The following is a 23,487-nucleotide window of genomic DNA, read 5'->3' on the forward strand; positions in this document are numbered from 1 at the left end:
GTCTACCTCAGTTTCAGGGTGGCAAGGCCGATCAGCACCAAAATCACGGTGATGATCCAGAAGCGGACGATCACACGTGGCTCAGGCCAGCCCTTGAGTTCGAAATGGTGGTGAATCGGTGCCATGCGGAAAACCCGCTTGCCGGTGAGCTTGAACGAAGCCACCTGGATGACCACCGACAGGGTTTCCATCACGAACACCCCGCCCATGATGAACAGCACGATTTCCTGGCGCACGATGACCGCGATGGTGCCGAGCGCAGCGCCCAGCGCCAGGGCACCGACGTCGCCCATGAACACTTGCGCGGGGTAGGTGTTGAACCAGAGGAAGCCAAGCCCGGCGCCAATCAGTGCGCCGCAGAACACGATCAGCTCGCCCGAGCCCGGCACGTACGGGATCAGCAGGTATTCGGCGAACTTCACGTTACCCGACAGGTAGCAGAAGATGCCCAGCGCGCCGCCGACCATCACCGTTGGCATGATCGCCAGGCCGTCGAGGCCGTCGGTCAGGTTGACCGCGTTGCTGGAGCCGACGATGACGAAGTAGGTCAGCACCACGAAGCCTGCACCCAACGGGATGGTCAGGTCTTTGAGCATCGGCACGATCAGCGTGGTTTCGACGCTGGTCGGGGCGGTCTTGTAGAGGAAGATCGCCGCCCCCAGGCCAAACACCGACTGCCAGAAATACTTCCAGCGGCTCGGCAGGCCACGGGAGTTCTTCTCGATGACCTTGCGGTAGTCGTCTACCCAGCCGATGGCGCCGAACAGCAGGGTGACGATCAGGACCGTCCACACATAGCGGTTGGACAGGTCGGCCCACAGCAGGGTGCTGATGGCGATGGCCGAAAGAATCAGTGCGCCGCCCATGGTCGGGGTGCCCGACTTGGACAGGTGCGATTGCGGGCCGTCGTTACGCACGGCCTGACCGATCTGGCGGATCTGCAGGGTACGGATCATCCAGGGGCCAAGCCACAGCGACAGCGAGAGTGCGGTAAGCACCCCCAGGATGCCGCGCAGCGACAGGTACTGGAAGACCGCAAAGCCCTTGTGGAACTGTTGCAGATACTCAGCCAACAGCAGCAGCATTAATGTTTCTCCCCGCTGGAACCGCACAAAGCCGCCACGACGTTTTCCATCGCAGCGCTGCGCGAACCCTTGATCAAGATAGTGGTATCGCTGGCAGTTTCGGCGCAAACAGCGTCGATCAGCTCAGCCTGAGTAGTGAAGTGGCGGCCATTGGCTCCGAATGCGCTCACCGCGTGGGCCATGTTGGTACCCACTGCGTACAGCACATCGACCTTGCCACGGGCGTAATCGCCAACCTGGCGATGGCCTTCCTCGGCCCATTGCCCCAGCTCGCCGATGTCCCCGAGCACCAGAACGGTGCGCCCGGAAAAGCCGGCGAGTATATCAATAGCCGCGCACATGGACGTGGGATTTGCGTTGTAGCTGTCATCGATCACCCGCACACCGCTCGGGGCGATCTGTGCCACCGTACGGCCCTTGACCGGCTGCACCGCGCCCAGCCCTGCCGCGATACCAGCCAGGCTCAGACCAACGGCATGGGCAGCGGCAGCGGCGGCCAACGCATTGCTGACGTTATGGGTGCCGAGCAGGTTCAACTGCACCGGCACACTGCCACTTGGGCTGTGCAGGGTAAACGACGGGCAACCACGGGCGTCACGGCCAATGTCGGTGGCGTGGAAGTCGGCCTGCGGGTTGTCCAGCGCAAAGCTGACAATGCGGTGGCTGCCCGCACGCGTGCGCCAGACCTCGAAGGCCTTGTCGGCCAGGTTCAAGATGGCCGTGCCGCCCTCGCCCAGGCCTTCAAGGATTTCACCCTTGGCCTCGACGATTTTTTCCGGGCCGCCGAACTCGCCAACATGGGCGGTACCGGCGTTGTTGATGATCACTACCTGCGGCAGGGTGAGGCCGACGGTGTAGCGAATCTCGCCAATGCGCGAGGCACCCAGTTCGATCACGGCAGCGCTGTGCTCGGGAGCGATTTCGAGCAGCGTCAGCGGTGCGCCCAAGTCGTTGTTGAGGTTGCCACGGGTGGCATGTACCGGGCCACGGGTGCGCAGGATGCAGGCGAGCATCTCCTTGACCGTGGTCTTGCCGCTGGAGCCGGTGATGGCGACCACTGGCTTGTCGAAGCCTGCGCGGTTGAGTGCACCGAGTTGCCCCAGGGCGATACGGCAGTCAGCAACCAGCAACTGCGGCAAGTCGACGCCTTCGACTTCGCGCTCGACCAACGCTGCAACAGCGCCCTTGGCCTGCACATCAGCCAGGTAGTCATGGCCATCGAAACGCGGGCCAGCCAGGGCAACGAACAGCTGCCCGGCGGCCACGCTGCGGCTGTCGATACTGACGCCGGTAAAGCGCGCATCGCGGCCTACCAGGCGGGCACCCAGTGCTGTGGTCAGCTCGCTGAGCGTCAGGGGCTTAAGCATGGGGTGCGCTCCAGGCAGCAAGGGCTTTTTCGGCCTCGACCAGATCGGAGAAGTCATGGCGCTGGCCATTGATCTCCTGGTAATCCTCATGCCCTTTGCCAGCCAGGACGATCACATCGTCGGCACTGGCGCTGGCAATCAGTTGCGCGATGGCATCGCCACGGCCGGCAACGAAGGCAACCGCAGCAGGCTGGCGCAAGCCTGGGCGGATATCGTCGAAAATGCGCTGCGGGTCTTCGCTACGCGGGTTGTCATCGGTGACCATTACGCGATCAGCAAGGCGCTCGGCCACTTCGGCCATCAAGGGACGCTTGCCGCTGTCGCGGTCGCCACCACAGCCGAACAGGCACAGTAACTTGCCGTGGGCGTGCGGGCGCAGGGCTTCGAGCACCTTTTCCAGTGCGTCGGGGGTGTGGGCGTAATCGACCACCACCAACGGCTTGTCGCCACCGCCCAGGCGCTGCATACGGCCAACCGGGCCCTGCAGCTGCGGGGTGACTTTGAGAATTTCGTCCAGCGAATAGTCCAGCGCCATCAGGGTGGCGACGGCGGCCAGCATATTGCTCAGGTTGAAGCGGCCGAGCAGCTGGCTGCGCAGGGCACGCTCGCCTTGCGCGGTCACCAGGGTGGCGCACACGCCATCGTCGCTGAACTGCGCCTCACGGCAGAACAACGACGCGTCCGGGTTCTCCAGGCTGTAGCTGAGCAGGCGCGTCTCGATATGGTCGCCAATCGGGCGATGAGCAAAAGCGCTGGCCAGGCGGCGACCGAACGCGTCATCCAGGTTGACCACCTGGCACTTCAGGCTCGGCCAGGCGAACAGGCGGGCCTTGGCGGCCTCATAGGCCTCCATGCTGCCGTGGTAATCGAGGTGATCGCGCGACAGGTTGGTCATCACCGCGATGTCGAATTCCAGCGCAGCCACACGGCCCTGTTCCAGCGCGTGTGACGATACTTCCATGGCTACGGCCTTGGCGCCGGCCTTTTTCAGGTCGTTAAGCGTGGCCTGTACGGCAATCGGGTCAGGGGTGGTCAAGCGGCCACTTTGCAGTTCGCCATAAAAACCGGTGCCCAAGGTGCCGATCAAGCCGCAGCGCTGGCCGAGCACATCGAGCGCCTGGGCCACCAGCTGGGTGACGCTGGTCTTGCCGTTGGTGCCGGTTACGCCTACCAGGTTCAACTGCCGGCTGGGCTCGCCATAGAAGCGCCCGGCGATCTGCGACAGCTGGCCGATCAGGCCCTTGACCGGAATCAGTGGCACATCGGTGAGCGGCAGCACATGGGCGCCCTGCTCTTCATAGGCGACGGCAGCAGCACCACGGGACAGCGCGTCGGCAATATGCTCGCGGCCATCGACCTTGGCGCCGGGCACGGCCAGGAACAGGTCGCCCTGACGCACCTGGCGACTATCCAGCGTAAGTTCGCGGATCAGCGGGTCGCGGCTGGCATGGGCAAACAGCTTGCTCAGTGGCATCGTCATTATCCACGCCCTCCGTTGGCGGGTAGTGTGGTGGCTTGCTCGGTCGACGGCGGCGGCAGGTTGTCAGGCGGCACGTTCATCAGACGCAGGGTGCCCGACATGACCTTGCTGAACACCGGGGCCGAAACCAGGCCGCCGAAGTAGCCACCCTTGCCCGGCTCGTCGATGACCACGACGATGGCGTAGCGCGGGTCGCTCATCGGGCCGAAGCCTGCAAACAGCGAGCGGTAGGCGTTTTCGGTGTAACCCTTGGAACCGACGGTGGCTTTACGCGCGGTACCGGACTTACCGGCCACGTGATAGAACGGCACCTGCGCACGGAACACCCCGCGCGGCGCTTCGATCACCTGTTGCAGCATGCCCTGCACGGTCTCGGCGGTTTCCTTGGGGATGGCCTGGGTGGCTTCCGGCGCCTTGTCGACCTTGAGGATCGACAGCGGCACCATCTTGCCGTCGTTGGCCAGCGCGGCGTAGGCGTGTACCAGTTGCAAGGCGGTTACCGACACGCCATAGCCATACGAAAGTGTCGCGGTCTCGGCTTTGCGCCACTCGCGGTGGTTGGGCAGGTTGCCAACGCGCTCGCCCGGGAAGCCCAGGCCGGTGTATTGACCAAGGCCCACCTGAGCCATGACCCGGTAGATGGCCTCGCCGCCGATATCGAAGGCGATCTTGCTCATGCCGACGTTACTGGAGTTGATCAGGATGCCGGTCAGGTCGAGGATCGGGCCCTCGCTCTTGGACACGTCCTTGATGGTGTAGCGGCCGATCTGCAGGCTGCCCGGATACACCTCGACCTTGTCGGTCGGCTTCCAGCGGCCACTTTCAAGGGCGGCGCTCATGGAGATCGGCTTGACCGTCGAGCCTGGCTCGAACACGTCGATGATCGCCCGGTTGCGCATGGCCGCCGGGAACATGCTGCGGCGGTTGTTCGGGTTGTAGGTGGGCTGGTTGACCATGGCCAGCACTTCGCCGGTCTTGACGTCCATGATCACCAGGCTACCGGCCTTGGCGTCCTGCTCGGCAATGGCGTTGCGCAGCTCGCGGGTGGCCAGGTATTGCAGGCGCAGGTCTATCGACAACGCCAAGGTCTTTCCGGCCTTGGCGTTTTTGGTTACCTGGATGTCCTTGATCAGCCTGCCGCGCCGGTCCTTGATGACCTGCCGCTTGCCGGGCACACCGGCCAGCCACTCGTCGTAGGCCAGCTCAACCCCTTCGCGACCATGGTCGTCCAGGTCGGTAAAGCCGACCATATGGGCCGTGACATCGCCGGCGGGGTAGAAGCGGCGGAATTCTTCCAGGCCGTACACGCCAGGCACTTTCAAGTCGAGCACGTGCTGGCCCTGCTCAGGAGTCAGGCCACGAACCAGATAGATGAACTCTTTGCCAGCCTGCTGGGTAAGACGCTCGGTCAGTTGCTGGGCGTTTTGCCCCAACGCTGCGGCCAACTGCGGCCAGCGTTCCTTGGAGGCCTGCATTTCCTTGGGGTTGGCCCACAAGGTAGTCACCGGGGTACTGACCGCCAGCGGCTCGCCGTTACGGTCAGTGATCAGCCCGCGGTGCGCAGGAATCGGGATGTGGCGCAGGCTGCGGGCATCGCCTTGGCCTTTGAGGAAGTCGCGGTCGACCACCTGCAGGTCGATGATGCGCCAGCAGATGGCGCCGACCATGATTGCCAACAAGCCGACCACCACCCGGAAGCGCCAGGGGTAGAGTGCGCCTTCAAGCTTCATCATGGCGCCACCATCCGCACTTCGTCAGCGGCCGGTACGCGCATGCGCAGTTGCTCGGAGGCCAGGCTTTCGATGCGGCTGGAGGCGGTCCAGGTACTTTGCTCGAGAATCAGTCGGCCCCACTCGGCCTGGGCCTTGTCGCGCTCGTTGAGTTCGCCGTAAAGAGTGTTGAGCAGTTGGCGGTTCCAGTGGGCACTATAAGACACCGCAATGGCCGACCCGAGGACGCCAACGAACAGCAGAAGCATCAGGAAGCTTCCGCCTGGTAGAGGTTTGGCAAAAAGCCGGCTCACCGAAGCTTCTCCGCCACACGCATGACGGCGCTGCGCGCCCGCGGGTTGGCTTTAAGCTCGGCATCCGAGGCGAACTGCGCCTTGCCGATCAGTTTGATTTTTGGCTCGAACACCTTGTGCTGCACCGGCAGGTTGCGCGGCAGGTTGTCCGCCTCGCCCTTGACCAGCTTGCGCATGAACAGCTTGACGATGCGGTCTTCGAGCGAATGGAAGCTGATCACCGCCAGGCGACCGCCCACTTCGAGCGAATCCAGCGCAGCCTCAAGGCCGGCCTCAAGGTCGCCCAGCTCGTTGTTGACGTGAATACGCAGACCCTGGAACGCACGGGTAGCCGGGTTCTTGCCCTTTTCCCAGGCAGGGTTGGCAACCTTGAGCACTTCGGCAAGGTCGGCGGTGCGAGTGAACGGCTGCTTTTCGCGGCGCTCCACGACAGCGCGGGCCATGCGGCCAGAAAAGCGCTCTTCGCCGTATTGCTTGAACACACGGGCGATTTCTTCGGCCGGGGCGGTGGCGATGAACTCGGCAGCGCTGATGCCCTGGTCGGGGTTCATGCGCATGTCCAGCGGGCCGTCATTGAGGAAACTGAAGCCGCGCTCCGGGTCGTCCAGCTGCGGGGAGGACACACCCAGGTCGAGCAGCACGCCACTGACCTTGCCGTGCAGCCCCCGCTGGCGCACCTCGTCACCGAGCTCGGCAAAGCTGCGCTGCACAATGACAAAGCGGCCGTCTTCGGCCGCCAGCGCTTGCCCTGTGGCAATCGCCTGTGGGTCCTTGTCGAACCCAAGCAAGCGCCCTTGCGGCCCCAGCTTGCTGAGAATCAGCCGACTGTGGCCGCCCCGGCCGAAGGTGCCGTCCAGATAGCAACCGTCGGCGCGCAGGGCCAATGCCTCGACGGCTTCGTCGAGCAGGACGGTGATGTGGTTGAAGCCGCTATCTATGGTCACAGGATCAGGTCACGCAAATCGTCGGGCATGGCGCCCGGTTGTTGGATAGCTGCAAGATCAGCTGCCGAAACCGCGTTCCAGGCATCCTCATCCCACAACTGAAATTTGTTCAGTTGCCCCACCAGCATCGCCTTCTTGTCGAGCTTGGCGTACTCACGCAGGCGGGGCGGCACCAGGAAACGACCACTGCCGTCGAGCTCCAGGTCCACCGCGTTGCCAATCAGCAAACGCTGCAGGCGACGGTTTTCCTCACGCAACGACGGCAAGGCGCGCAACTTGGCTTCAATCTGTTCCCACTCGTCGAGCGGGTAGACACACAAGCAGGGATCGACAGCGTCAATGGTCACGATCAGCTGGCTGTTGCAACGCGAATCGAGCTCGTCACGATACCGGCTCGGCATGGCGAGACGGCCTTTTGCATCGAGGCTGACGGCGTTGGCTCCGCGAAACACGGCTGCGATTCCCCACAATATTAGCTTTTTTGTGCCAGAAAACCCACTTCATCCCACTTTCTGCCACTTGCGCACACTATAGGAATCCGCCCGGTACACCGTCAAGGTACGTTCATAAGGAAAACCCTTACAGGACGGCGATTTAGCGCAACAAAGGAAGGTGGAACAACTATCACAAAGGAAAAATGGCGGAAAAAACCAAGCGCACTCAGATGGATAGAGTGTGAAGTTAAAGTGATTTGTTAAGAGTAAGATTTTTTCGGTATTACGAGGGCCGTCTGCTGCCGATTCGAGCAGAGGAAAAAGAGGTGGAGAGTCGATCTGTAAGCCGGGTTTTGTCGAGGACAGTCATTCCTCTACGACGGCCATCACTGGACGCCTCTAGCAACCTACCCGGTTCCGACGCGGGCCACGCCTAATGGAACCCTATTTGGTCTTGCTCCGAGTGGGGTTTACCTAGCCACGAACTGTTGCCAGACGTGCGGTGCGCTCTTACCGCACCTTTTCACCCTTACCGGCACCGAAGTGCTTAGGCGGTTATTTTCTGTGGCACTTTCCGTAGGCTCGCGCCCCCCAGGCGTTACCTGGCACTCTGCCCTGCGGAGCCCGGACTTTCCTCCCCCATCTTTTGCGGAACAAAAGACGGCAGCGACTGTCCGATCGACTCTCCGCCGCCAAGGTTACCGACAGCCGCGCCGAAGAACAAGCGATGCGTCAAAAACCTCGCTCCCGCATTACTCGGGCTTCTGTTTATCCAAGGCCAGCTGGTACAGCAGGTTTTTGCGCACACCGGTAATCTCTGCCGCCAAGGCCGCAGCACGCTTGAGCGGCAACTCGGCCAACAGCAGGTCGAGCACGCGCTGCGCCTCGACACTGACCGCCTGCTCACCTTCTGGCGCCGTCCACCCTGCCACCAACACCACGCATTCGCCGCGCTGCTGATTGCTGTCGCCCTGCACGAACGCGCGCAGCTCGGCCAAAGGCAAACCTTTCAGGGTCTCGAAGGTTTTGGTGATTTCACGGGCCAGCAGCGCCGGGCGATCACCGCCAAACACCGCCTCCATGTCTTCAAGGCACTCAAGGATGCGATGCGGCGCTTCGTAGAAAATCAGCGTGCGCGGCTCCTCGCGTACTTGCGCAAGGCGCGCTTTGCGCCCGGCAGTCTTGGCGGGCAGGAAGCCTTCGAAAATGAACCGGTCCGACGGCAGCCCCGCCGCCGACAGCGCCGCGATAAGGGCGCAGGCACCAGGCACAGGCACCACCGGTACGCCCGCGGCGCGCGCCTGGCGAACCAGGTGATAGCCCGGATCGGAAATCAGTGGCGTACCGGCATCGGACACCAACGCCACATCATCCCCGGCCAGCAGGCGGGTAATGAAACGCCCGCCTTCGTCGCGCTCGTTGTGCTCATGGCAGGCCGCCAGCGGCGTATCGATACCGAAATGCTGCAGCAGGCGCACCGAGTGACGGGTGTCTTCGGCGGCGATCAGGCTGACATCGGCCAGCACCTTGAGCGCCCTGGCACTCATGTCGTCGAGGTTGCCGATGGGCGTGGCCACGACATACAACTTGCCCGTTTTCGAAACCCCTGCAACATCAGTCACTGCGCGCACCTGCATTCACGATCAAAGGCGGCCATTGTAGCCCGAGCGCCGGCAACAGGGCGCAAAGAAGTTCGCCGGCAGGCACGCCGTTGCCGCCTATAGTGAAGGTTCGTCGTCGGCAAGATCGCCTCGGGGCCGGCGCTTCGGTACAATCGCCGGCCAACTTGATCGAGTAACAGGACTTTTACATGATCGCTTGTCTGCGGCTGCTCTCAGCCCTCTGCCTCGCTGCCCTGCTGGCAGCCTGCGTCAGCTCGCCCTCATCCAGCCTGGGCGAGCTGCCACGCACCCCGGACGCCAGCATCGAGCAACTGCTCGACAAGGCAGCCTCCAGCAAGTCCGCCGAGGACGCAGCACTGCTGCGCCTGAGCGCCGCCGACCTGGCCTACAAGCAAAAGGACTTCCCGCGTTCGGCGCGCATCCTCGAGCAGGTCCCGCTGGACTCGCTCAAGCCGGGCCAACAGGTCTTTGCCAGCACCTTGGCAGCCGAGCTTGCCATGAGCCGCAACCAGCCCAAGGCTGCGCTGACCGCCCTCGCCCACCCAAGCCTGCAGCGCACTGGCGAACTGCCGGCCGAGCAGCAGGTGCGCACCTACAGCGTGCACGCCGCCGCCCTCGAAGCCGACGGTCAGGCCCTGGCCGCCGCCGAGCAACGGGTACTGCTCGCCCCACTGCTCAGCGGTGATGCCGCCAAGGCCAACAACGACGCCATCTGGGCACTGGTGGCCGCACTGCCGGCCGAGCAACTGCAGCAGCCTACCAGCAATGCCACCCTTGGCGGCTGGACCAGCCTGGCCTTCGCCGTGAAAAGCGCCGGCACCCTGGAACAGCAACAGGCCGCCATCGACACCTGGAGCAAGCAGAACGCCGGCCACCCAGCTGCCGCACAGCTGCCAAGCGCACTGGTGAAGCTCAAGGAGCTGGCCAGCCAGCCGCTGACCAAGATCGCCCTGCTGCTGCCTCAAGAAGGCCCGCTGGCCGGTGTTGCCCGCGCGCTGCGTGACGGTTTCATGGCCGCACACCTGCAGGCGCAGAAAGACGGCCAGAACCCTCCAGCCGTGCAGGTGTTCGACAGCTCCCGCATCAGCTCGCTCGACGACTTCTACCGCCAGGCCCAGGCCGCAGGCGTGCAGCTGGTTATCGGCCCGCTGGAAAAGCCACTGGTGAAAAAGCTCGCCGCCTACCCGCAACTGCCTATTACCACCCTGGCGCTGAACTACGCCGACGCCGGGCAAAAAGCGCCGCCGCAGCTGTTCCAGTTTGGCCTGGCTGCCGAAGATGAAGCCCGCGAAGTGGCTCGCCGCGCCCGCGCCGACGGCATGGTCCGCGCCGTGGCACTGGTGCCAAGCGGCGAATGGGGCGACCGTGTTCTGGCGGCCTTCCGCCAGGACTGGCAGGCCAATGGCGGCACCCTGCTCGCCGCCGAGCGCATTGCCCCGCCGGTCGGCCTTGCCCAGCAGATCGCCAACCTGTTCCAACTGCGCCAGAGCGAAGGCCGGGCCAAGAGCCTGCAAAGTGCAGTGGGTGGCAACGTCGCCGCACAGCCATCGCGCCGCCAGGACATCGACTTCATCTTCCTCGCCTCGACCCCACAGCAGGCCCAGCAGATCAAGCCGACCCTGAACTTCCAGTACGCAGGCGACGTACCGGTTTACGCCACCTCCAACCTGTATAGCGCCAGTGGTGACGTCAACCAGTACAACGACATGAACGGCATCCGCTTCTGCGAAACCCCGTGGCTGCTAGACAACAGCAACAGCCTGCGCAAGCAGGTGGTGCAGCAGTGGCCGCAGGCTGCCGGCAGCCTTGGTCGCCTGTACGCCATGGGCGTCGATGCCTACAGCCTGGCGCCACGCCTGGGCCAGCTCAAGGCCCTGCCAGACAACCGCGTCGAAGGCCTGTCGGGCAGCCTGACGGTCAACCCCAACCAGCGTATCGAGCGCCAACTGCCATGGGCCGAGTTCTCTGGCGGCCAGGTCAAGCGCCTGCCAGATACCCCGCGCTGATGCCACCCGCATCGCCCACCCAAGCGGGCAATGCAGCCGAAGGCCAAGCCTTGGAGTACCTCCAGGCGCAGGGTCTGCGGCTGCTGGCACGCAACTGGCGATGCAAGGGCGGCGAGCTTGATCTGGTCATGCTCGATGCCGATACAGTAGTATTCGCCGAGGTCCGCTACCGGCTACATGCGGCCTTCGGCGGCGCCCTCGGCAGTATCGATGGGCGCAAGCAGAAACGGCTGGCCCTGGCTGCGACTCTTTTTCTGCAACAGACGCCCGAATGGGCCGCCCACCCCTGCCGCTTCGACGTTGTCGCCCTGCAGGGCCAAGGGCACGCTGGGCAACCGCTTCTTTGGCTTAAAAACGCCTTCGAGTGCTGAACCCTCACCGAATTTTTTGCTCTATGTTTCGCGGGCTAGTCACTGTTGCGCGTAGCGCCAGCCACCGCCCCTCTTAAGGTCACACCAGATGGACATGCAATCCCGAATTCGCCGGCTGTTTCAGGCCAGCATCGACACCAAGCAACAGGCAATGGACATCCTGGCACCTCACATCGAGCAGGCCAGCCTGGTCATGGTCAACGCCCTGCTCAGCGACGGCAAGATGCTCGCCTGTGGCAACGGCGGCTCGGCGGGCGATGCCCAGCACTTTTCCTCGGAGCTGCTCAACCGCTTCGAGCGCGAACGCCCGAGCCTGCCGGCCATTGCCTTGACCACCGACAGCTCCACGATCACCTCGATCGCCAACGACTACAGCTACAACGAAGTTTTCTCCAAGCAGATCCGTGCACTGGGCCAGCCCGGCGACGTACTGCTGGCGATCTCCACCAGCGGCAATTCGGCCAACATCATTCAAGCGATCCAGGCCGCACATGACCGCGAAATGATTGTCGTAGCATTGACCGGGCGTGACGGTGGCGGCATGGCATCACTGCTGCTGCCAGAAGACGTCGAGATTCGCGTGCCATCCACGGTCACTGCACGCATCCAGGAAGTCCACCTGCTGGCGATCCACTGTCTGTGCGACCTGATCGACAGCCAACTGTTCGGGAGTGAAGAATGATCCCCAAGCGCCTCGGCCTGATAGCCGTCACTCTGTGCCTCAGCATCTCCGGCTGCAGTTCGGTATTGACCTCTGCCCGCGACTCCCCAATCGAGGATGACCGCGGCACGCGCACCATCGGCAGCAAGATCGACGACTCGCTGATCGAGACCAAGGCAGCGGTCAACATTTCCAAGGCCAACCCCGACCTGGACAAGGGCTCGCACATTGTCGTGAGCAGCTACAACGGCGTGGTACTGCTGGCCGGGCAAACCCCGCGCGCCGAGCTTAAATCGCTCGCCGAGCAGACCGCCAGCCAGGTGCAGCGGGTCAAGAAGGTGCACAACGAACTGCAGGTCATGCAGCCTTCGTCCATTCTGGCGCGCAACAACGACGCCTGGCTGACCACCAAGATCAAGACCCAGATGCTGGCCGACGCCAACGTCCCGGGTTCGCGGGTCAAGGTGATCACCGAGAACGGCATCGTCTACCTGCTGGGCCTGGTAACCCAACAAGAAGGCAACGCTGCCACCAGCGTGGTGCAGAGCGTCTCTGGCGTGCAGAAAATCGTTCGTCTGTTCGAGTACATCGACTGACTGACCAGCCAGCGCCAGATACAAAAAAGGCGATCCGCAGGGATCGCCTTTTTTATTACTTCACCACTTTCAGGCTTGGACGCCCACTTGGGCGCGGCGGCTGGCCGCCCTCCGGCGGGCCGTCGTCATCAGGCTCGATGCTGTCATCGAGCAGCTCTTCTTCAGACTCGAACCCGGGCTCCAGCTCAAAGACCATGCCCTGGCCATTTTCCCGGGCATAGACCCCAAGAATGGCCGCGGTAGGTACGAACAGCGTGTGCGAGACCCCACCAAAACGGCCATCGAAACTGACCGCATCGTTGTCCATGTGCAGGTTGCGCACGGCGCTGGGGGAAACGTTCAGAACGATTTGGCCATCACTGGCAAAACCGGCAGGCACGCGTACGTCAGGGTATTCAGCGTTGACCAGCATGTGCGGCGTGCAATCGTTGTCGACGATCCACTCGTACAGTGCTCGAACCAGATAAGGGCGACTGGACTTCATTAATAGATCCTCTTAAACCTTGCGCATTTCACGTTCAACAGCAGACAGGCTCGCCTGGAAGGGCTCGCGGGCGAACTGCCGCTCCATGTAATCCAGCAGCGGCTTGGCTTGCCGCGGCAATTCGATACCCATGACCGGCAAACGCCAGAGTATGGGCAGTAGACAGCAATCGACCAGGCTTTGCTCATCGCTCATGAAGCAGGACATTTCGGCAAATAGCGGCGCCACGCCGGTGAGGCTCTCGCGCAGCTCCTTGCGTGCCTTGGCCCGCGCAGCCTCAGGACTGCGCGTATCGAGCAGCGTATCGGCGAGCACACACCAGTCGCGCTGAATGCGGTGCATCAGCAGGCGGCTGTTACCGCGCCCAACCGGGTATACCGGCATCAGCGGCGGATGCGGGTAACGCTCATCGAGGTACTCCATGACCACACTCGACTCATACAACGCCAGGTCACGATCGACCAGCGTCGGCACGCTGCCGTAAGGGTTGACCTCTGCCAGCTTGGGCGGCACGCGACTGGCATCGACATCGATGATCTGCACCGCCACGCCCTTTTCGGCGAGCACCAGGCGCACCCGGTGGCAGTAATGATCAGCGGGGTCGGAATAGCAGGCTAACCTGTTGGTTACGCCCATGTAGCGCCTCCTCGTGCGGGATGCTTCAGAACTCTAAATGAAAACGCGCCCGGGGTGACCTGACAAAGTTGTCAGGCCACCGCGGGCGCGTTCAACTACCAGAAATTACTGCGTGATCAGTGCACGTCCTTCCAGTATTCGCGCTTGAGCAAGTAGGCGAACACGAAGAAGAAAGCCAGGTACAGCAACACGTAGGTACCGATGCGCTGGCTCTCCAGTTTGACCGGGTTGGCCGAATAGGCCAGGAAGGTCACCAGGTTCTTGACCTTCTCGTCGAACTGCTCGGTGGTCAGGGTACCGGATTTCTCCTCCACGGTCAGCTGGTCGCAGGCTTCATGGGTCAACGGGCTACCGGTCAGCGGGTCGTATTGCTTCTTGCCATCGGCCACGGTCTGTATCTGTTTGCAGCCAATCACCTGATTACCCTGCAGCCCCACCAGCACGTTAGGCATGCCCACGTTCGGGAACACCTTGTTGTTGACCCCGTACGGGCGCGACTTGTCTTCGTAGAAGCTGCGCAGGTAGCTGTACAGCCAGTCGTTGCCGCGCACACGGGCGACCAGGGTCAGGTCAGGCGGCGCCGCCCCGAACCAGGTCTTGGCGTCGTTGGGCTGCATGCCGATCTTCATGTGGTCGCCGATCTTGGCGCCGGTGAACACCAGGTTTTCCAGCATCACTTCGTGGGGGATACCCAGGTCATCGGCAACCCGCTCATAGCGCTGGAACTTGGCGCTATGGCAACCCATGCAATAGTTGGCGAAGGTCCGCGCACCATCTTGCAGGGCGGCTTTGTCAGTCAGGTCGACGTCGACCTTGTCCAGCTCCAGGCCATGCTCGGCAGCGAAGGAAAAGGCGGGCATCAATGCCAGCACACATACTGCAATCAACTTTTTCATCAGCCAGTCACCCTTTCCGGAACCGGTTTGGTCTTCTCAAGCCTTGTGTAGAACGGCATCAGCAGGAAGTAGGCGAAGTACAGCACCGTGCACACCTGCGACAGCAAGGTCCGCCCCGGGGTTGGCGCCAGTACGCCGAGCACACCGAGAATGACGAAGGACACGCAGAACACCAGCAGCCACACTTTGCTCAACCACCCCTTGTAGCGCATCGAGCGCACCGGGCTGCGGTCCAGCCAAGGCAGGACGAACAGCACGGCAATCGCAGCGCCCATGGCAATGACGCCGAACAGCTTGTCAGGCACCGCGCGCAAGATCGCGTAGAACGGGGTGAAGTACCACACCGGGGCAATATGCTCGGGCGTCTTGAAGGCGTTGGCCTGTTCGAAGTTCGGTTTTTCCAGGAAGTAACCGCCCATTTCCGGGAAGAAGAACACCACCGCACAGAACACGAAGAGGAACACCACCACACCGACGATATCTTTCACGGTGTAGTACGGGTGGAACGGAATGCCATCCAGCGGAATACCGTTTTCGTCCTTGTGCTTCTTGATGTCCACGCCGTCCGGGTTGTTCGAGCCGACTTCGTGCAGTGCCAGGATGTGCAGCACCACCAGGCCAAGAATCACGATGGGCAGTGCCACCACGTGCAAGGCAAAGAAGCGGTTCAGGGTAATCCCCGAAATCAGGTAGTCACCACGGATCCACTGGGTGAGGTCGTTGCCGATCACCGGGATGGCACCGAACAGCGAAATGATTACCTGAGCCCCCCAGTACGACATCTGGCCCCACGGCAGCAGGTAGCCCATGAAGGCTTCGGCCATCAGCGCCAGGTAGATCAGCATGCCGAACAGCCAGACCAGCTCGCGCGGCTTCTGGTACGAGCCGTACAGCAGGCCGCGGAACATGTGCAGGTACACCACGATGAAGAACGCCGAAGCGCCGGTGGAGTGCAGGTAGCGCAGGATCCAGCCGTATTCGACGTCGCGCATGATGTACTCGACCGAGGCAAACGCCTCTTCGGCCGAGGGGGTGAAACTCATGGTCAGCCACACACCGGTGACGATCTGGTTGACCAGCACCAGCAGCGCCAACGAGCCGAAGAAATACAGGAAGTTGAAGTTCTTGGGCGCGTAATACTTGCTCAGATGGTCTTCCCACATTTTTGTGGCGGGGAAGCGCGCATCGATCCATTCCATGAACTTGCTCATCATGCCTTCTCCTGGTCGACGCCAATGACGACGATTTCGTCGGACTCGTACGAGTGCGGTGGCACTGGCAGATTCAAGGGCGCTGGCTGGGACTTGTAGACGCGGCCGGCCAGGTCATAGTGCGAACCGTGGCAAGGGCAGAAGTAGCCACCCACCCACTTCGGCCCCAGGTCCACTGGCGCGACTTCAGGGCGGAAGGTCGGCGAGCAGCCCAGGTGGGTGCACAGGCCAACCAGAATGAGGATCTGCGGCTTGATCGAGCGCACCTCAGGGTCGACATAGGCAGGCTGCTCGGACGCCTTGGATTGCGGGTCGGAAAGATCTCCTTCGATCTTTTTCAGATTGGCGAGGATCTCATCCGTTCGCCGCACGATAAATACAGGTTGGCCGCGCCATTCGGCGACCATCTGCTGCCCTGGCTCGACCTTGGCGATATTGACCTTCACCGGTGCGCCGGCAGCTTTCGCCTTGGCACTGGGAAACCATGACCCCACGAACGGTACCGCTGCCCCCACTGCCCCCGCCGCCCCGACCACGGATGTCGCGGCTACGAGGAAGCGGCGCCGGCCTGCGTTGACGCCGTCATTGCTCATTCAGTCCTCTCCCATCAGCTTGCTTGGCCTGTTGAAACAGGCATCTACTTAGGTATATCGGTGGCACTAAAATTTGGTCGCAATGGTAAGGAACAAATCCACACAGTGACAAGGTGATTACCCCCCTGAAGGGCTACAACCTGCGCATTGCTTGATCTGCGTCTATGCGACACACGGCCACGGATTGCTGACAAGGTTAGTTCAAGACATAAAAAAAGCCCGGTTCCAAGGAACCGGGCTTTTTTCGGACTGCCGAAGCGAATTAACGCTTGGAGTACTGAGGACGCTTACGCGCTTTACGCAGACCCACTTTCTTACGCTCGACTTCACGAGCGTCGCGGGTTACGAAGCCAGCACGACGCAGAGCGCCACGCAGGGTTTCGTCGTATTCCATCAGAGCGCGGGTGATACCGTGACGGATCGCACCGGCTTGACCGCTGACACCACCACCAGCAACGGTGATGTAGATGTCGAACTTCTCGACGGTTTCGGTCAGTTCCAGCGGCTGGCGAACTACCATGCGCGCTGTTTCACGACCGAAGAACACGTCCAGAGAACGGTTGTTGATGGAGATGTTACCGGTGCCCGGACGCAGGAAGACGCGAGCGGTTGCGGTCTTGCGACGGCCAGTGCCGTAATTTTGAGTCGCCGACATAATGAACTATCCCGTTAGATCTTCAGTTCTTGAGGCTGCTGAGCAGTGTGTGGGTGAGCAGCACCCGCGTACACTTTCAGCTTGCGGTACATGTCGCGACCCAGCGGGTTCTTAGGCAGCATGCCCTTGACCGCGGTTTCGATGACACGCTCAGGGGCCTTGGCGATCAACTTCTCGAAGTTGATTTCCTTGATGCCGCCCGGGAAGCCGGAGTGGGAGTAGTACATCTTGTCGGTGGTCTTGGCGCCAGTTACACGGATTTGCTCGGCGTTGATGACGACGATGTAGTCGCCGGTGTCAACGTGAGGGGTGTATTCTGGTTTGTGTTTGCCACGCAGGCGGCTAGCGATTTCGGTAGCCAGACGACCCAGGGTCTGACCAGCGGCGTCGACTACGAACCACTCGCGCTTTACTGTTTCCGGTTTAGCAGTAAAAGTTTTCATTCTCTAAAGCCTCAGAGGCCGCCCAGCGAAAAATAGACGGCGAATCTTACTGGATAGTGCACAGCTTGCCAAGGGCAAGCGCGCAGCCGAACACAGACGCTTTTGGGGGCTCGGGTCGGGCACGCCAATGTTCGACAAAGGTTCTTCCGCCGTGATGGTGCATCACTTCCGCCACGCGAAGAGCTGGGCAATTATCCAGATTGCACAAGAAATATCAACCTGCTTTTATGGGCATCTTTGCCAAGGAGTGTGTTCCCGATGCAATACCGCAAGCTCGGCCGTACCGATCTATACGTAAGCGAACTATGCCTGGGGACCATGACCTGGGGCGAACAGAACACCCAGGCGCAGGCCTTCGAGCAGATTGCCCTGGCCAAGGCCCACGGCATCAATTTCATCGACACCGCCGAAATGTACCCGGTACCACCCCGCCCGGAAACCTATGCCGCCACCGAGCGCATCATCGGCAACTGGTTCCGCGAGCATGGGGATCGCGACCAGTGGGTCCTTGCCAGCAAGGTGGCGGGGCCTGGTAATGGCATCAGCCACATCCGTGATGGCCAGCTCAAGCACAACCGCCAGCACATCGTTGCGGCCCTGGACGAAAGCCTCAAGCGCCTGCAAACCGACCGTATCGACCTGTACCAGCTGCACTGGCCGGAGCGCAGCACCAACTTCTTCGGCAAACTTGGCTACCAGCACCTGCCCCATGACCTGTTCACGCCGCTTGAAGAAACCCTTGAGGTGCTCGACGAGCAGGTCCGCGCCGGCAAGATCCGCCATATCGGCCTGTCCAACGAAACCCCGTGGGGCACCATGAAGTTTTTGCAACTGGCCGAAAGCCGCGGCTGGCCACGGGCAGTGTCGATCCAGAACCCCTACAACCTGCTCAACCGCAGCTTTGAAGTGGGCCTGGCAGAGGTCGCCATTCGCGAACAATGCGGCCTGCTGGCGTATTCGCCGCTGGCGTTCGGCATGCTGTCTGGCAAGTACGAAAGTGGTGCACGCCCGGAAAACGCCCGGCTGACGCTCTTCAGCCGCTTTGCCCGCTACTCCAACCCGCAGACCGTGGCAGCGTGCAGCCGCTACGTGCAGCTCGCTCGGGAGCACGGGCTTGACCCCGCGCAAATGGCCCTGGCGTTCGTTACCCGCCAGCCCTTCGTAACCAGCAACATCATTGGCGCGACGTCACTTGAGCAGTTGCAGAGCAACATCGACAGCCAGGGCCTGAACCTGAGCGACGAGCTGCTGGCAGCCATCGAGGCGATTCACCAGGGGCAGCCGAACCCGGCGCCATGACTGCACTGCCCGCCCCCACAGGACAAACGCTAACTAACTGATTTGCATAGAAACGTGGGAGCGGGCTTGCTCGGAATGCCGAACCACCGCGATGGGCCGCAAAGCGGCCCTGTCAGCCCGTGCAGGCCAGCTTTTTCTCGCCACTTGCAGCTGGAAGCTTGCAGCTCACCGCAAAACATAAGACGATCCAGCCGGTGATTGACCACTCTACCCTATAAGAACAATGACAATGATGTTTAACCAACCCCCCGCGTCGCTGCGGCGCGTCTGCATCCTGGCCATTGATAACGTGTTCGCTTCGACACTGATGCAGGCCAAGGACTTCTTCCATCTGGCCAGCCTGCGCTACAGCAAACAGCTGGGCCTGGGCCTGCAACCGATGTTCGAAATCGCCTTGGTGAGCCCCGACGGCCTGCCTGTGGACAGTTTCAGCAATGTGCAGTTGCCGGTCGACAGCAGCCTGAACGACGCCGACGTGATCATCCTCCCGGCATTCTGGGATGACTTTGACGCCATGCTGCAACGCTACCCGCAGGTTCTCCCCTGGCTGCGCGAGCAACACGCCCGTGGCGCGGTATTGTGCGCCGAGGCAAGCGGTGTGTTCTGGCTGGCCGAATCGGGCCTGCTCGATGGCAAGGAGGCGACCACCTACTGGCGGTTCTTTGCAAATTTCGAGGAGCGCTTCCCCAAGGTGCGGCTGAACCAGGACAAGCACCTGACCGATGCCGACAACCTGTACTGCGCAGGTGGCACCACCTCGGCATGCGACTTGTACATCTACCTGATCGAGCGGTTCTGCGGCGCCAACGTGGCCCGCGCCGTGGCCCGCGACATCCTCTACGAAGTGCAACGCAACTACACCCCGGGGCGCATGGGCTTTGGCGGGCAAAAGCTGCACCAGGACCTGATCATCCTGCAGATCCAGCACTGGCTCGAAGAGCACTTTGCCGACAAGTTCCGTTTCGAGGATGTGGCGCGCAACCACGGCATGAGCATCCGCAACTTCATGCGCCGCTTCCAGACTGCCACTGGCGACAAGCCCCTGCACTACCTGCAACGCCTGCGCATAGAAACGGCCAAAGGGCTGCTGTCGAGCAGCCGCAAGAGCATCAAGACCATCAGTTACGAGGTGGGTTACGACGATGCCAGTTTCTTTGCCCGGCTGTTCCGCCAGCACACTGAACTATCGCCCAACCAGTACCGCCAGCAGTTCATGCAGGAGGCCTGAAAGCTGCCCTGACGGGCAGCTGCAAGCTAGGGTTTGTGCGCCCGCGAGAGGAACTCGTGGGACTGCATCTCGAGCAAACGGCTGAGCGTGCGCTGGAACTCGAAGCTCAGGCGACCACCGGTGTAGAGGTCCTTGAGCTCGACTTCGGCCGAGATGATCAACTTGACGTTACGGTCGTAGAACTCATCGACCATGTTGATGAACCGGCGAGCGATATCGTCGGTGGCAACACCCATCTGCTCGACATTGCTCAGCAACACTGCATGGAAAATCTTGCCCAGCTCGATGTAGTCGTTCTGGCTGCGCGGCCCGTCGCACAAGGCACGGAAGTCGAACCAGGCAACGTCGTCGCAGGTGCGCAGGGCCGTGATGGCACGGTTCTCGATCATCAGCACGTCGTTTTCGACGGCTTCGGTGCACTCCGGCGTCAGCGCCTTGAAGCTTGCACGCAGGCTTTCGTGGGCCGCGTCGTCGAGCGGGTAATGGTACAGCTCGGCTTGCTCCAGGTGGCGCAGGCGGTAATCCACACCACTGTCGACGTTCACCACGTCGGTGTACTGCTTGATCATGGCGATGGCCGGCAGGAAGCGCGCACGTTGCAGGCCGTCCTTGTACAGGCCGTCTGGCACGATGTTGGAGGTAGCCACCAGCGAGACGCCGTTCTTGAACAGCTCTTCCATCAAGGTGCCGAGGATCATGGCATCGGTGATGTCCGAAACGAAGAACTCGTCGAAGCAGATAACCCGCGCCTCGTCACTGAAACGCTTGGCGATCAGGGTCAGCGGGTTTTTCTCGCCCTTGAGGGTTTTCATTTCCTCGTGCACGCGCTTCATGAAGCGGTGGAAGTGCGTGCGCATTTTCTGCTTGAACGGCAGCGCTTCATAGAAGGTGTCGACCAGGTATGTCTTGCCTCGCCCTACCCCGCCCCAGAAATACAGGCCTTTGACCGGGGTCTGCTCCTTCTTGCCGAACAACTTGCCGAACATGCCCGGCTTGTTGTTCTGGGCCTGGACCAGGTCGTCGTACAGGCGCTGCAGGTGACGCACCGCAGTTTCCTGCGCCGCGTCATGGAAGAAGTCGGGACGTTTCAGATCTGCTTGATAGCGTTCTAAGGGAGTCATAATTCGTTAGCGAGGCAACAAAAAACGGGCCGTCACTGTAACGAGCGGCCCGCCTGATAGCAATGATACATGCGGCCAATGCGCGCAGGCTTTACATAGCGTTGGCGATTCCAGGGTTCTGCGCAAGCCTGTGCAGGCCTCATCGCAGGCTGTCGCCAGCTCCCACAGAGACCGCGCACAGTCGCGATATTGTGGCCTGCCGCAGACTCGTGTGGGAGCTGGCGACAGCCTGCGATGAGGCCAGCACAGGCTTGCACAGAGCTCAGGTTGCCATGCCCTGTGCGCACGATTGCTGCAGAGGCTATCAGTCCTGAGCCGGCTGCAGCGCGTCGCGCAGGCTTTGCACCGCCGCATCACGGGCTTGTGCATCGTCAAACTGCGGCCCCTCGGCAACCTGCTCGCCGCCCAGCCACAGGCTGAAGCCCAGGCCCTCGACGCGCACATCGGCCTCGCCACCCTGCTGCAGTTGCTTGCTGACAGCACCTGCGCTCTTGCCGTCGGCAAAACTGCGCGACAGCAGCAATTGCTCGCCATCAGCGGCCAGCAGGCGGAAGCGGAAGCTGCCGTCCTCATCACGGAAGCTGACAAAACGCGCGCTCTTGGCGGCCTTTTTCTTAACTTCAGTGCCCGCTTGCACACTGGCGCGGAACGAACGCAGGCCCACGGCCTCGCGCAGTTGCGCAAGGAACGGCGTCGCGCTTTTGCGCGCCTTGGCAGCGCCCGCCAGCAGGATGTCTTCGAGGTCGGAGGGGCGTGAAATCAGCTGGTGGTAGTGATCGCGTTTTTCGGCCAACTGGCCGTCGAGCAGCTGGAACAGGCGCTGCTTGGCCTCACCCCAACCCAGGCCCTGGAGCAACTGCTCACGGAACTCGGCGCATTGCTCAGGCGTCGAGAACGCCTGGAACAGGGTGAACAGGTGCGAGGCGTCCGGGTCTTTCGGCTCACCGGGGGCGCGGGAGTCGGTGACGATGCGCGAGATGGCGTCTTTCATGTCCTTGGCGCTGGTGAACAACGGGATGGTGTTGTCGTAGCTCTTGGACATCTTGCGCCCGTCCAGGCCCGGCAAGGTCGCCACGCTTTCCTCGATCACCGCCTCAGGCATGGCAAAGAACTCCTTGCCCTGGCCGAACAGGTGGTTGAAGCGCTGGCCGATGTCGCGGGCCATTTCGACGTGCTGGATCTGGTCACGCCCCACCGGCACCTTGTGCGCGTTGAACATGAGAATGTCGGCGGCCATCAGCACCGGGTAGCTGAACAGGCCCATGGTCACGCCGGCGTCCGGGTCTTCACCGGCTTCGACGTTTTTATCGACCGATGCCTTGTAGGCGTGGGCGCGGTTGAGCAGCCCTTTACCGGCAACGCAGGTCAGCAGCCAGGTCAGCTCGGGGATTTCCGGGATGTCGGACTGGCGATAGAAGGTGACCTTGGCCGGGTCCAGGCCGCCGGCCAGCCAGGTGGCGGCGATTTCCAGGCGCGAGCGCTGGATGCGCAGCGGGTCATCGCACTTGATCAGCGCGTGGTAGTCGGCCAGAAAGTAGAACGAATCGGCACCGGGCTGCTGGCTGGCGAGGATCGCCGGGCGGATGGCACCGGCGTAGTTGCCCAGGTGCGGGGTGCCGGTGGTGGTAATACCGGTGAGAATGCGCGTGGTCATGGGTGTTCGCTTATTCAGGCTTGGCTCAGTTCGAAAGGCGCGGCAGCAGCAGATCCTTCAGATCGGTCAGCTTGCCATGGAAGAAGTGTCCGCATTCTGCCACTTTCAGCAGCTCATGGGGGCGCGTCAGGGTGTCGGACCATTCGTAAACCAGCTGCGGATCGACCACCTCGTCGGTCTCCGGCTGCACCACGGTCAGCGCCACGCGCTCTGGCAGCGGGAACTGTTCGCTCAGGCGCATCACCGCCGGGGCGATCATGAACAGCTGCTGCAAGCTGACGCCGTCGGCCTCCAGGCGCCCGGCCAGGCTCGCGGCCACGAAACCGCCGAAGGAGAAGCCCATCAGAACCAGAGCTAGCGCCGGGTGCCTGGCTCGCAGCCATGCGGCGGCGGCCTCGGCGTCAGCCACTTCACCGGCGCCCATGTCATGGCTGCCGGCGCTCTGGCCGACGCCGCGATAGTTGAAACGCAGGGTCACGTAGCCGGCATCGCGGGCGGTGCGCTGCAGCGTCGAGACCACCTTGTTGAGCATGGTGCCGCCCTGGACCGGGTTGGGATGGCAGATCAGCACCGCGCCACGGGCATCGGCAACATCCAGGTACAAGGCTTCCAGCGGGCCGCTCGGGCCATCGATGAACAAGGGGGTTTCGCGGATAAGCAAGGCACTACTCCGTGACC

General features: G+C 62.1%; 24 protein-coding genes and 1 other RNA gene. 6 read left to right on the plus strand and 19 right to left on the minus strand.

Annotated elements, in window-relative coordinates; genetic code table 11:
* Positions 1–2 precede the first annotated feature (2 nt).
* From mraY to rsmI, 9 genes are all read right to left on the minus strand, one after another.
* On the minus strand, positions 3–1,085 hold the full coding sequence (gene mraY, locus HU720_RS07570; RefSeq protein WP_186518734.1) for a phospho-N-acetylmuramoyl-pentapeptide-transferase: 1,083 nt from the start codon (positions 1,083–1,085) through the stop codon (positions 3–5).
* Entirely contained in the window at positions 1,085–2,452 is a 1,368-nt protein-coding gene (gene murF, locus HU720_RS07575) for a UDP-N-acetylmuramoyl-tripeptide--D-alanyl-D-alanine ligase (protein ID WP_186518736.1), read from the minus strand. Before murF ends, mraY begins: the two co-directional genes overlap by 1 nt.
* Positions 2,445–3,932 (minus strand): UDP-N-acetylmuramoyl-L-alanyl-D-glutamate--2,6-diaminopimelate ligase, encoded by a 1,488-nt coding sequence (gene murE, locus HU720_RS07580; RefSeq protein WP_186518738.1) that lies wholly within the window; start codon positions 3,930–3,932, stop codon positions 2,445–2,447. Before murE ends, murF begins: the two co-directional genes overlap by 8 nt.
* Entirely contained in the window at positions 3,932–5,662 is a 1,731-nt protein-coding gene (locus tag HU720_RS07585; RefSeq protein ID WP_186518817.1) for a penicillin-binding protein 2, read from the minus strand. The genes murE and HU720_RS07585 overlap by 1 nt, the downstream gene beginning before the upstream one ends.
* Positions 5,662–5,955, minus strand: a complete 294-nt coding sequence (gene ftsL / locus HU720_RS07590) for a cell division protein FtsL (protein ID WP_186518740.1) — start codon at positions 5,953–5,955, stop codon at positions 5,662–5,664. Before ftsL ends, HU720_RS07585 begins: the two co-directional genes overlap by 1 nt.
* The gene (rsmH, locus tag HU720_RS07595) at positions 5,952–6,893 is read right to left on the minus strand and encodes a 16S rRNA (cytosine(1402)-N(4))-methyltransferase RsmH (RefSeq protein ID WP_186518819.1); all 942 of its coding nucleotides are present in this window, start codon (positions 6,891–6,893) and stop codon (positions 5,952–5,954) included. Before rsmH ends, ftsL begins: the two co-directional genes overlap by 4 nt.
* A gap of 2 nt (positions 6,894–6,895) precedes the next feature.
* Positions 6,896–7,351 (minus strand): division/cell wall cluster transcriptional repressor MraZ, encoded by a 456-nt coding sequence (gene mraZ / locus HU720_RS07600; protein WP_186518742.1) that lies wholly within the window; start codon positions 7,349–7,351, stop codon positions 6,896–6,898.
* Positions 7,352–7,659: 308 nt separating this feature from the next.
* An RNA gene (gene rnpB / locus HU720_RS07605) (RNase P RNA component class A) lies at positions 7,660–8,019 on the minus strand.
* A gap of 66 nt (positions 8,020–8,085) precedes the next feature.
* A complete protein-coding gene (gene rsmI, locus HU720_RS07610; RefSeq protein ID WP_186518744.1) occupies positions 8,086–8,970 on the minus strand; it encodes a 16S rRNA (cytidine(1402)-2'-O)-methyltransferase in 885 nt (294 codons plus the stop codon).
* A 173-nt stretch (positions 8,971–9,143) separates the two neighbouring features.
* Here rsmI and HU720_RS07615 point away from each other — a divergent pair, with 173 nt between their 5' ends.
* From HU720_RS07615 to HU720_RS07630, 4 genes are all read left to right on the plus strand, one after another.
* Positions 9,144–10,961 carry a penicillin-binding protein activator gene (locus tag HU720_RS07615; RefSeq protein ID WP_186518746.1) on the plus strand — a complete coding sequence of 606 codons (1,818 nt, stop codon included), beginning with the start codon at positions 9,144–9,146 and terminating at the stop codon, positions 10,959–10,961.
* Positions 10,961–11,332 carry a YraN family protein gene (locus HU720_RS07620; protein WP_186518748.1) on the plus strand — a complete coding sequence of 124 codons (372 nt, stop codon included), beginning with the start codon at positions 10,961–10,963 and terminating at the stop codon, positions 11,330–11,332. The genes HU720_RS07615 and HU720_RS07620 overlap by 1 nt, the downstream gene beginning before the upstream one ends.
* Positions 11,333–11,420: 88 nt before the next feature.
* Positions 11,421–12,014, plus strand: a complete 594-nt coding sequence (locus HU720_RS07625) for a phosphoheptose isomerase (protein WP_186518750.1) — start codon at positions 11,421–11,423, stop codon at positions 12,012–12,014.
* Positions 12,011–12,589, plus strand: a complete 579-nt coding sequence (locus HU720_RS07630) for a BON domain-containing protein (RefSeq protein WP_186518752.1) — start codon at positions 12,011–12,013, stop codon at positions 12,587–12,589. The genes HU720_RS07625 and HU720_RS07630 overlap by 4 nt, the downstream gene beginning before the upstream one ends.
* Before the next feature lie 55 nt (positions 12,590–12,644).
* Here the strand turns inward: HU720_RS07630 and HU720_RS07635 are convergent, their stop codons facing one another.
* The 7 genes from HU720_RS07635 to rplM form a co-directional block, all read right to left on the minus strand.
* Positions 12,645–13,073, minus strand: coding sequence for a ClpXP protease specificity-enhancing factor (locus HU720_RS07635; RefSeq protein WP_186518754.1), 429 nt, complete (start codon positions 13,071–13,073; stop codon positions 12,645–12,647).
* 12 nt (positions 13,074–13,085) lie between these two features.
* A complete protein-coding gene (locus tag HU720_RS07640; RefSeq protein ID WP_186518757.1) occupies positions 13,086–13,709 on the minus strand; it encodes a glutathione S-transferase N-terminal domain-containing protein in 624 nt (207 codons plus the stop codon).
* A gap of 116 nt (positions 13,710–13,825) precedes the next feature.
* Positions 13,826–14,605, minus strand: a complete 780-nt coding sequence (locus HU720_RS07645) for a cytochrome c1 (RefSeq protein WP_186518759.1) — start codon at positions 14,603–14,605, stop codon at positions 13,826–13,828.
* Positions 14,605–15,816, minus strand: coding sequence for a cytochrome bc complex cytochrome b subunit (locus HU720_RS07650; protein WP_186518821.1), 1,212 nt, complete (start codon positions 15,814–15,816; stop codon positions 14,605–14,607). Before HU720_RS07650 ends, HU720_RS07645 begins: the two co-directional genes overlap by 1 nt.
* A complete protein-coding gene (gene petA, locus HU720_RS07655) occupies positions 15,816–16,409 on the minus strand; it encodes a ubiquinol-cytochrome c reductase iron-sulfur subunit (RefSeq protein ID WP_186518761.1) in 594 nt (197 codons plus the stop codon). The genes HU720_RS07650 and petA overlap by 1 nt, the downstream gene beginning before the upstream one ends.
* Before the next feature lie 262 nt (positions 16,410–16,671).
* On the minus strand, positions 16,672–17,064 hold the full coding sequence (gene rpsI, locus HU720_RS07660; protein ID WP_186518763.1) for a 30S ribosomal protein S9: 393 nt from the start codon (positions 17,062–17,064) through the stop codon (positions 16,672–16,674).
* Between the two features lie 14 nt (positions 17,065–17,078).
* Positions 17,079–17,507: a 50S ribosomal protein L13 gene (gene rplM / locus HU720_RS07665; RefSeq protein ID WP_186518765.1), complete on the minus strand. Its 429-nt coding sequence runs from the start codon at positions 17,505–17,507 to the stop codon at positions 17,079–17,081.
* 258 nt (positions 17,508–17,765) lie between these two features.
* On the opposite strand from rplM, the gene HU720_RS07670 reads away from it, so the two are divergent.
* Positions 17,766–18,806 (plus strand): NADP(H)-dependent aldo-keto reductase, encoded by a 1,041-nt coding sequence (locus HU720_RS07670; RefSeq protein WP_186518767.1) that lies wholly within the window; start codon positions 17,766–17,768, stop codon positions 18,804–18,806.
* Between the two features lie 331 nt (positions 18,807–19,137).
* Positions 19,138–20,034, plus strand: coding sequence for a GlxA family transcriptional regulator (locus HU720_RS07675; protein ID WP_186518823.1), 897 nt, complete (start codon positions 19,138–19,140; stop codon positions 20,032–20,034).
* Between the two features lie 26 nt (positions 20,035–20,060).
* Here HU720_RS07675 and zapE read toward each other — a convergent pair whose 3' ends face one another.
* The 3 genes from zapE to HU720_RS07690 form a co-directional block, all read right to left on the minus strand.
* Positions 20,061–21,155 (minus strand): cell division protein ZapE, encoded by a 1,095-nt coding sequence (zapE, locus tag HU720_RS07680; protein ID WP_186518769.1) that lies wholly within the window; start codon positions 21,153–21,155, stop codon positions 20,061–20,063.
* A gap of 304 nt (positions 21,156–21,459) precedes the next feature.
* Complete coding sequence (locus HU720_RS07685) at positions 21,460–22,809, minus strand: tryptophan--tRNA ligase (RefSeq protein ID WP_186518771.1); 1,350 nt, start codon at positions 22,807–22,809, stop codon at positions 21,460–21,462.
* 25 nt (positions 22,810–22,834) lie between these two features.
* Positions 22,835–23,470: an alpha/beta fold hydrolase gene (locus HU720_RS07690; protein ID WP_186518773.1), complete on the minus strand. Its 636-nt coding sequence runs from the start codon at positions 23,468–23,470 to the stop codon at positions 22,835–22,837.
* Positions 23,471–23,487 lie beyond the last annotated feature (17 nt).

This window comes from Pseudomonas sp. SWRI51, assembly GCF_014268825.1.
GTDB lineage: Bacteria > Pseudomonadota > Gammaproteobacteria > Pseudomonadales > Pseudomonadaceae > Aquipseudomonas > Aquipseudomonas farsensis.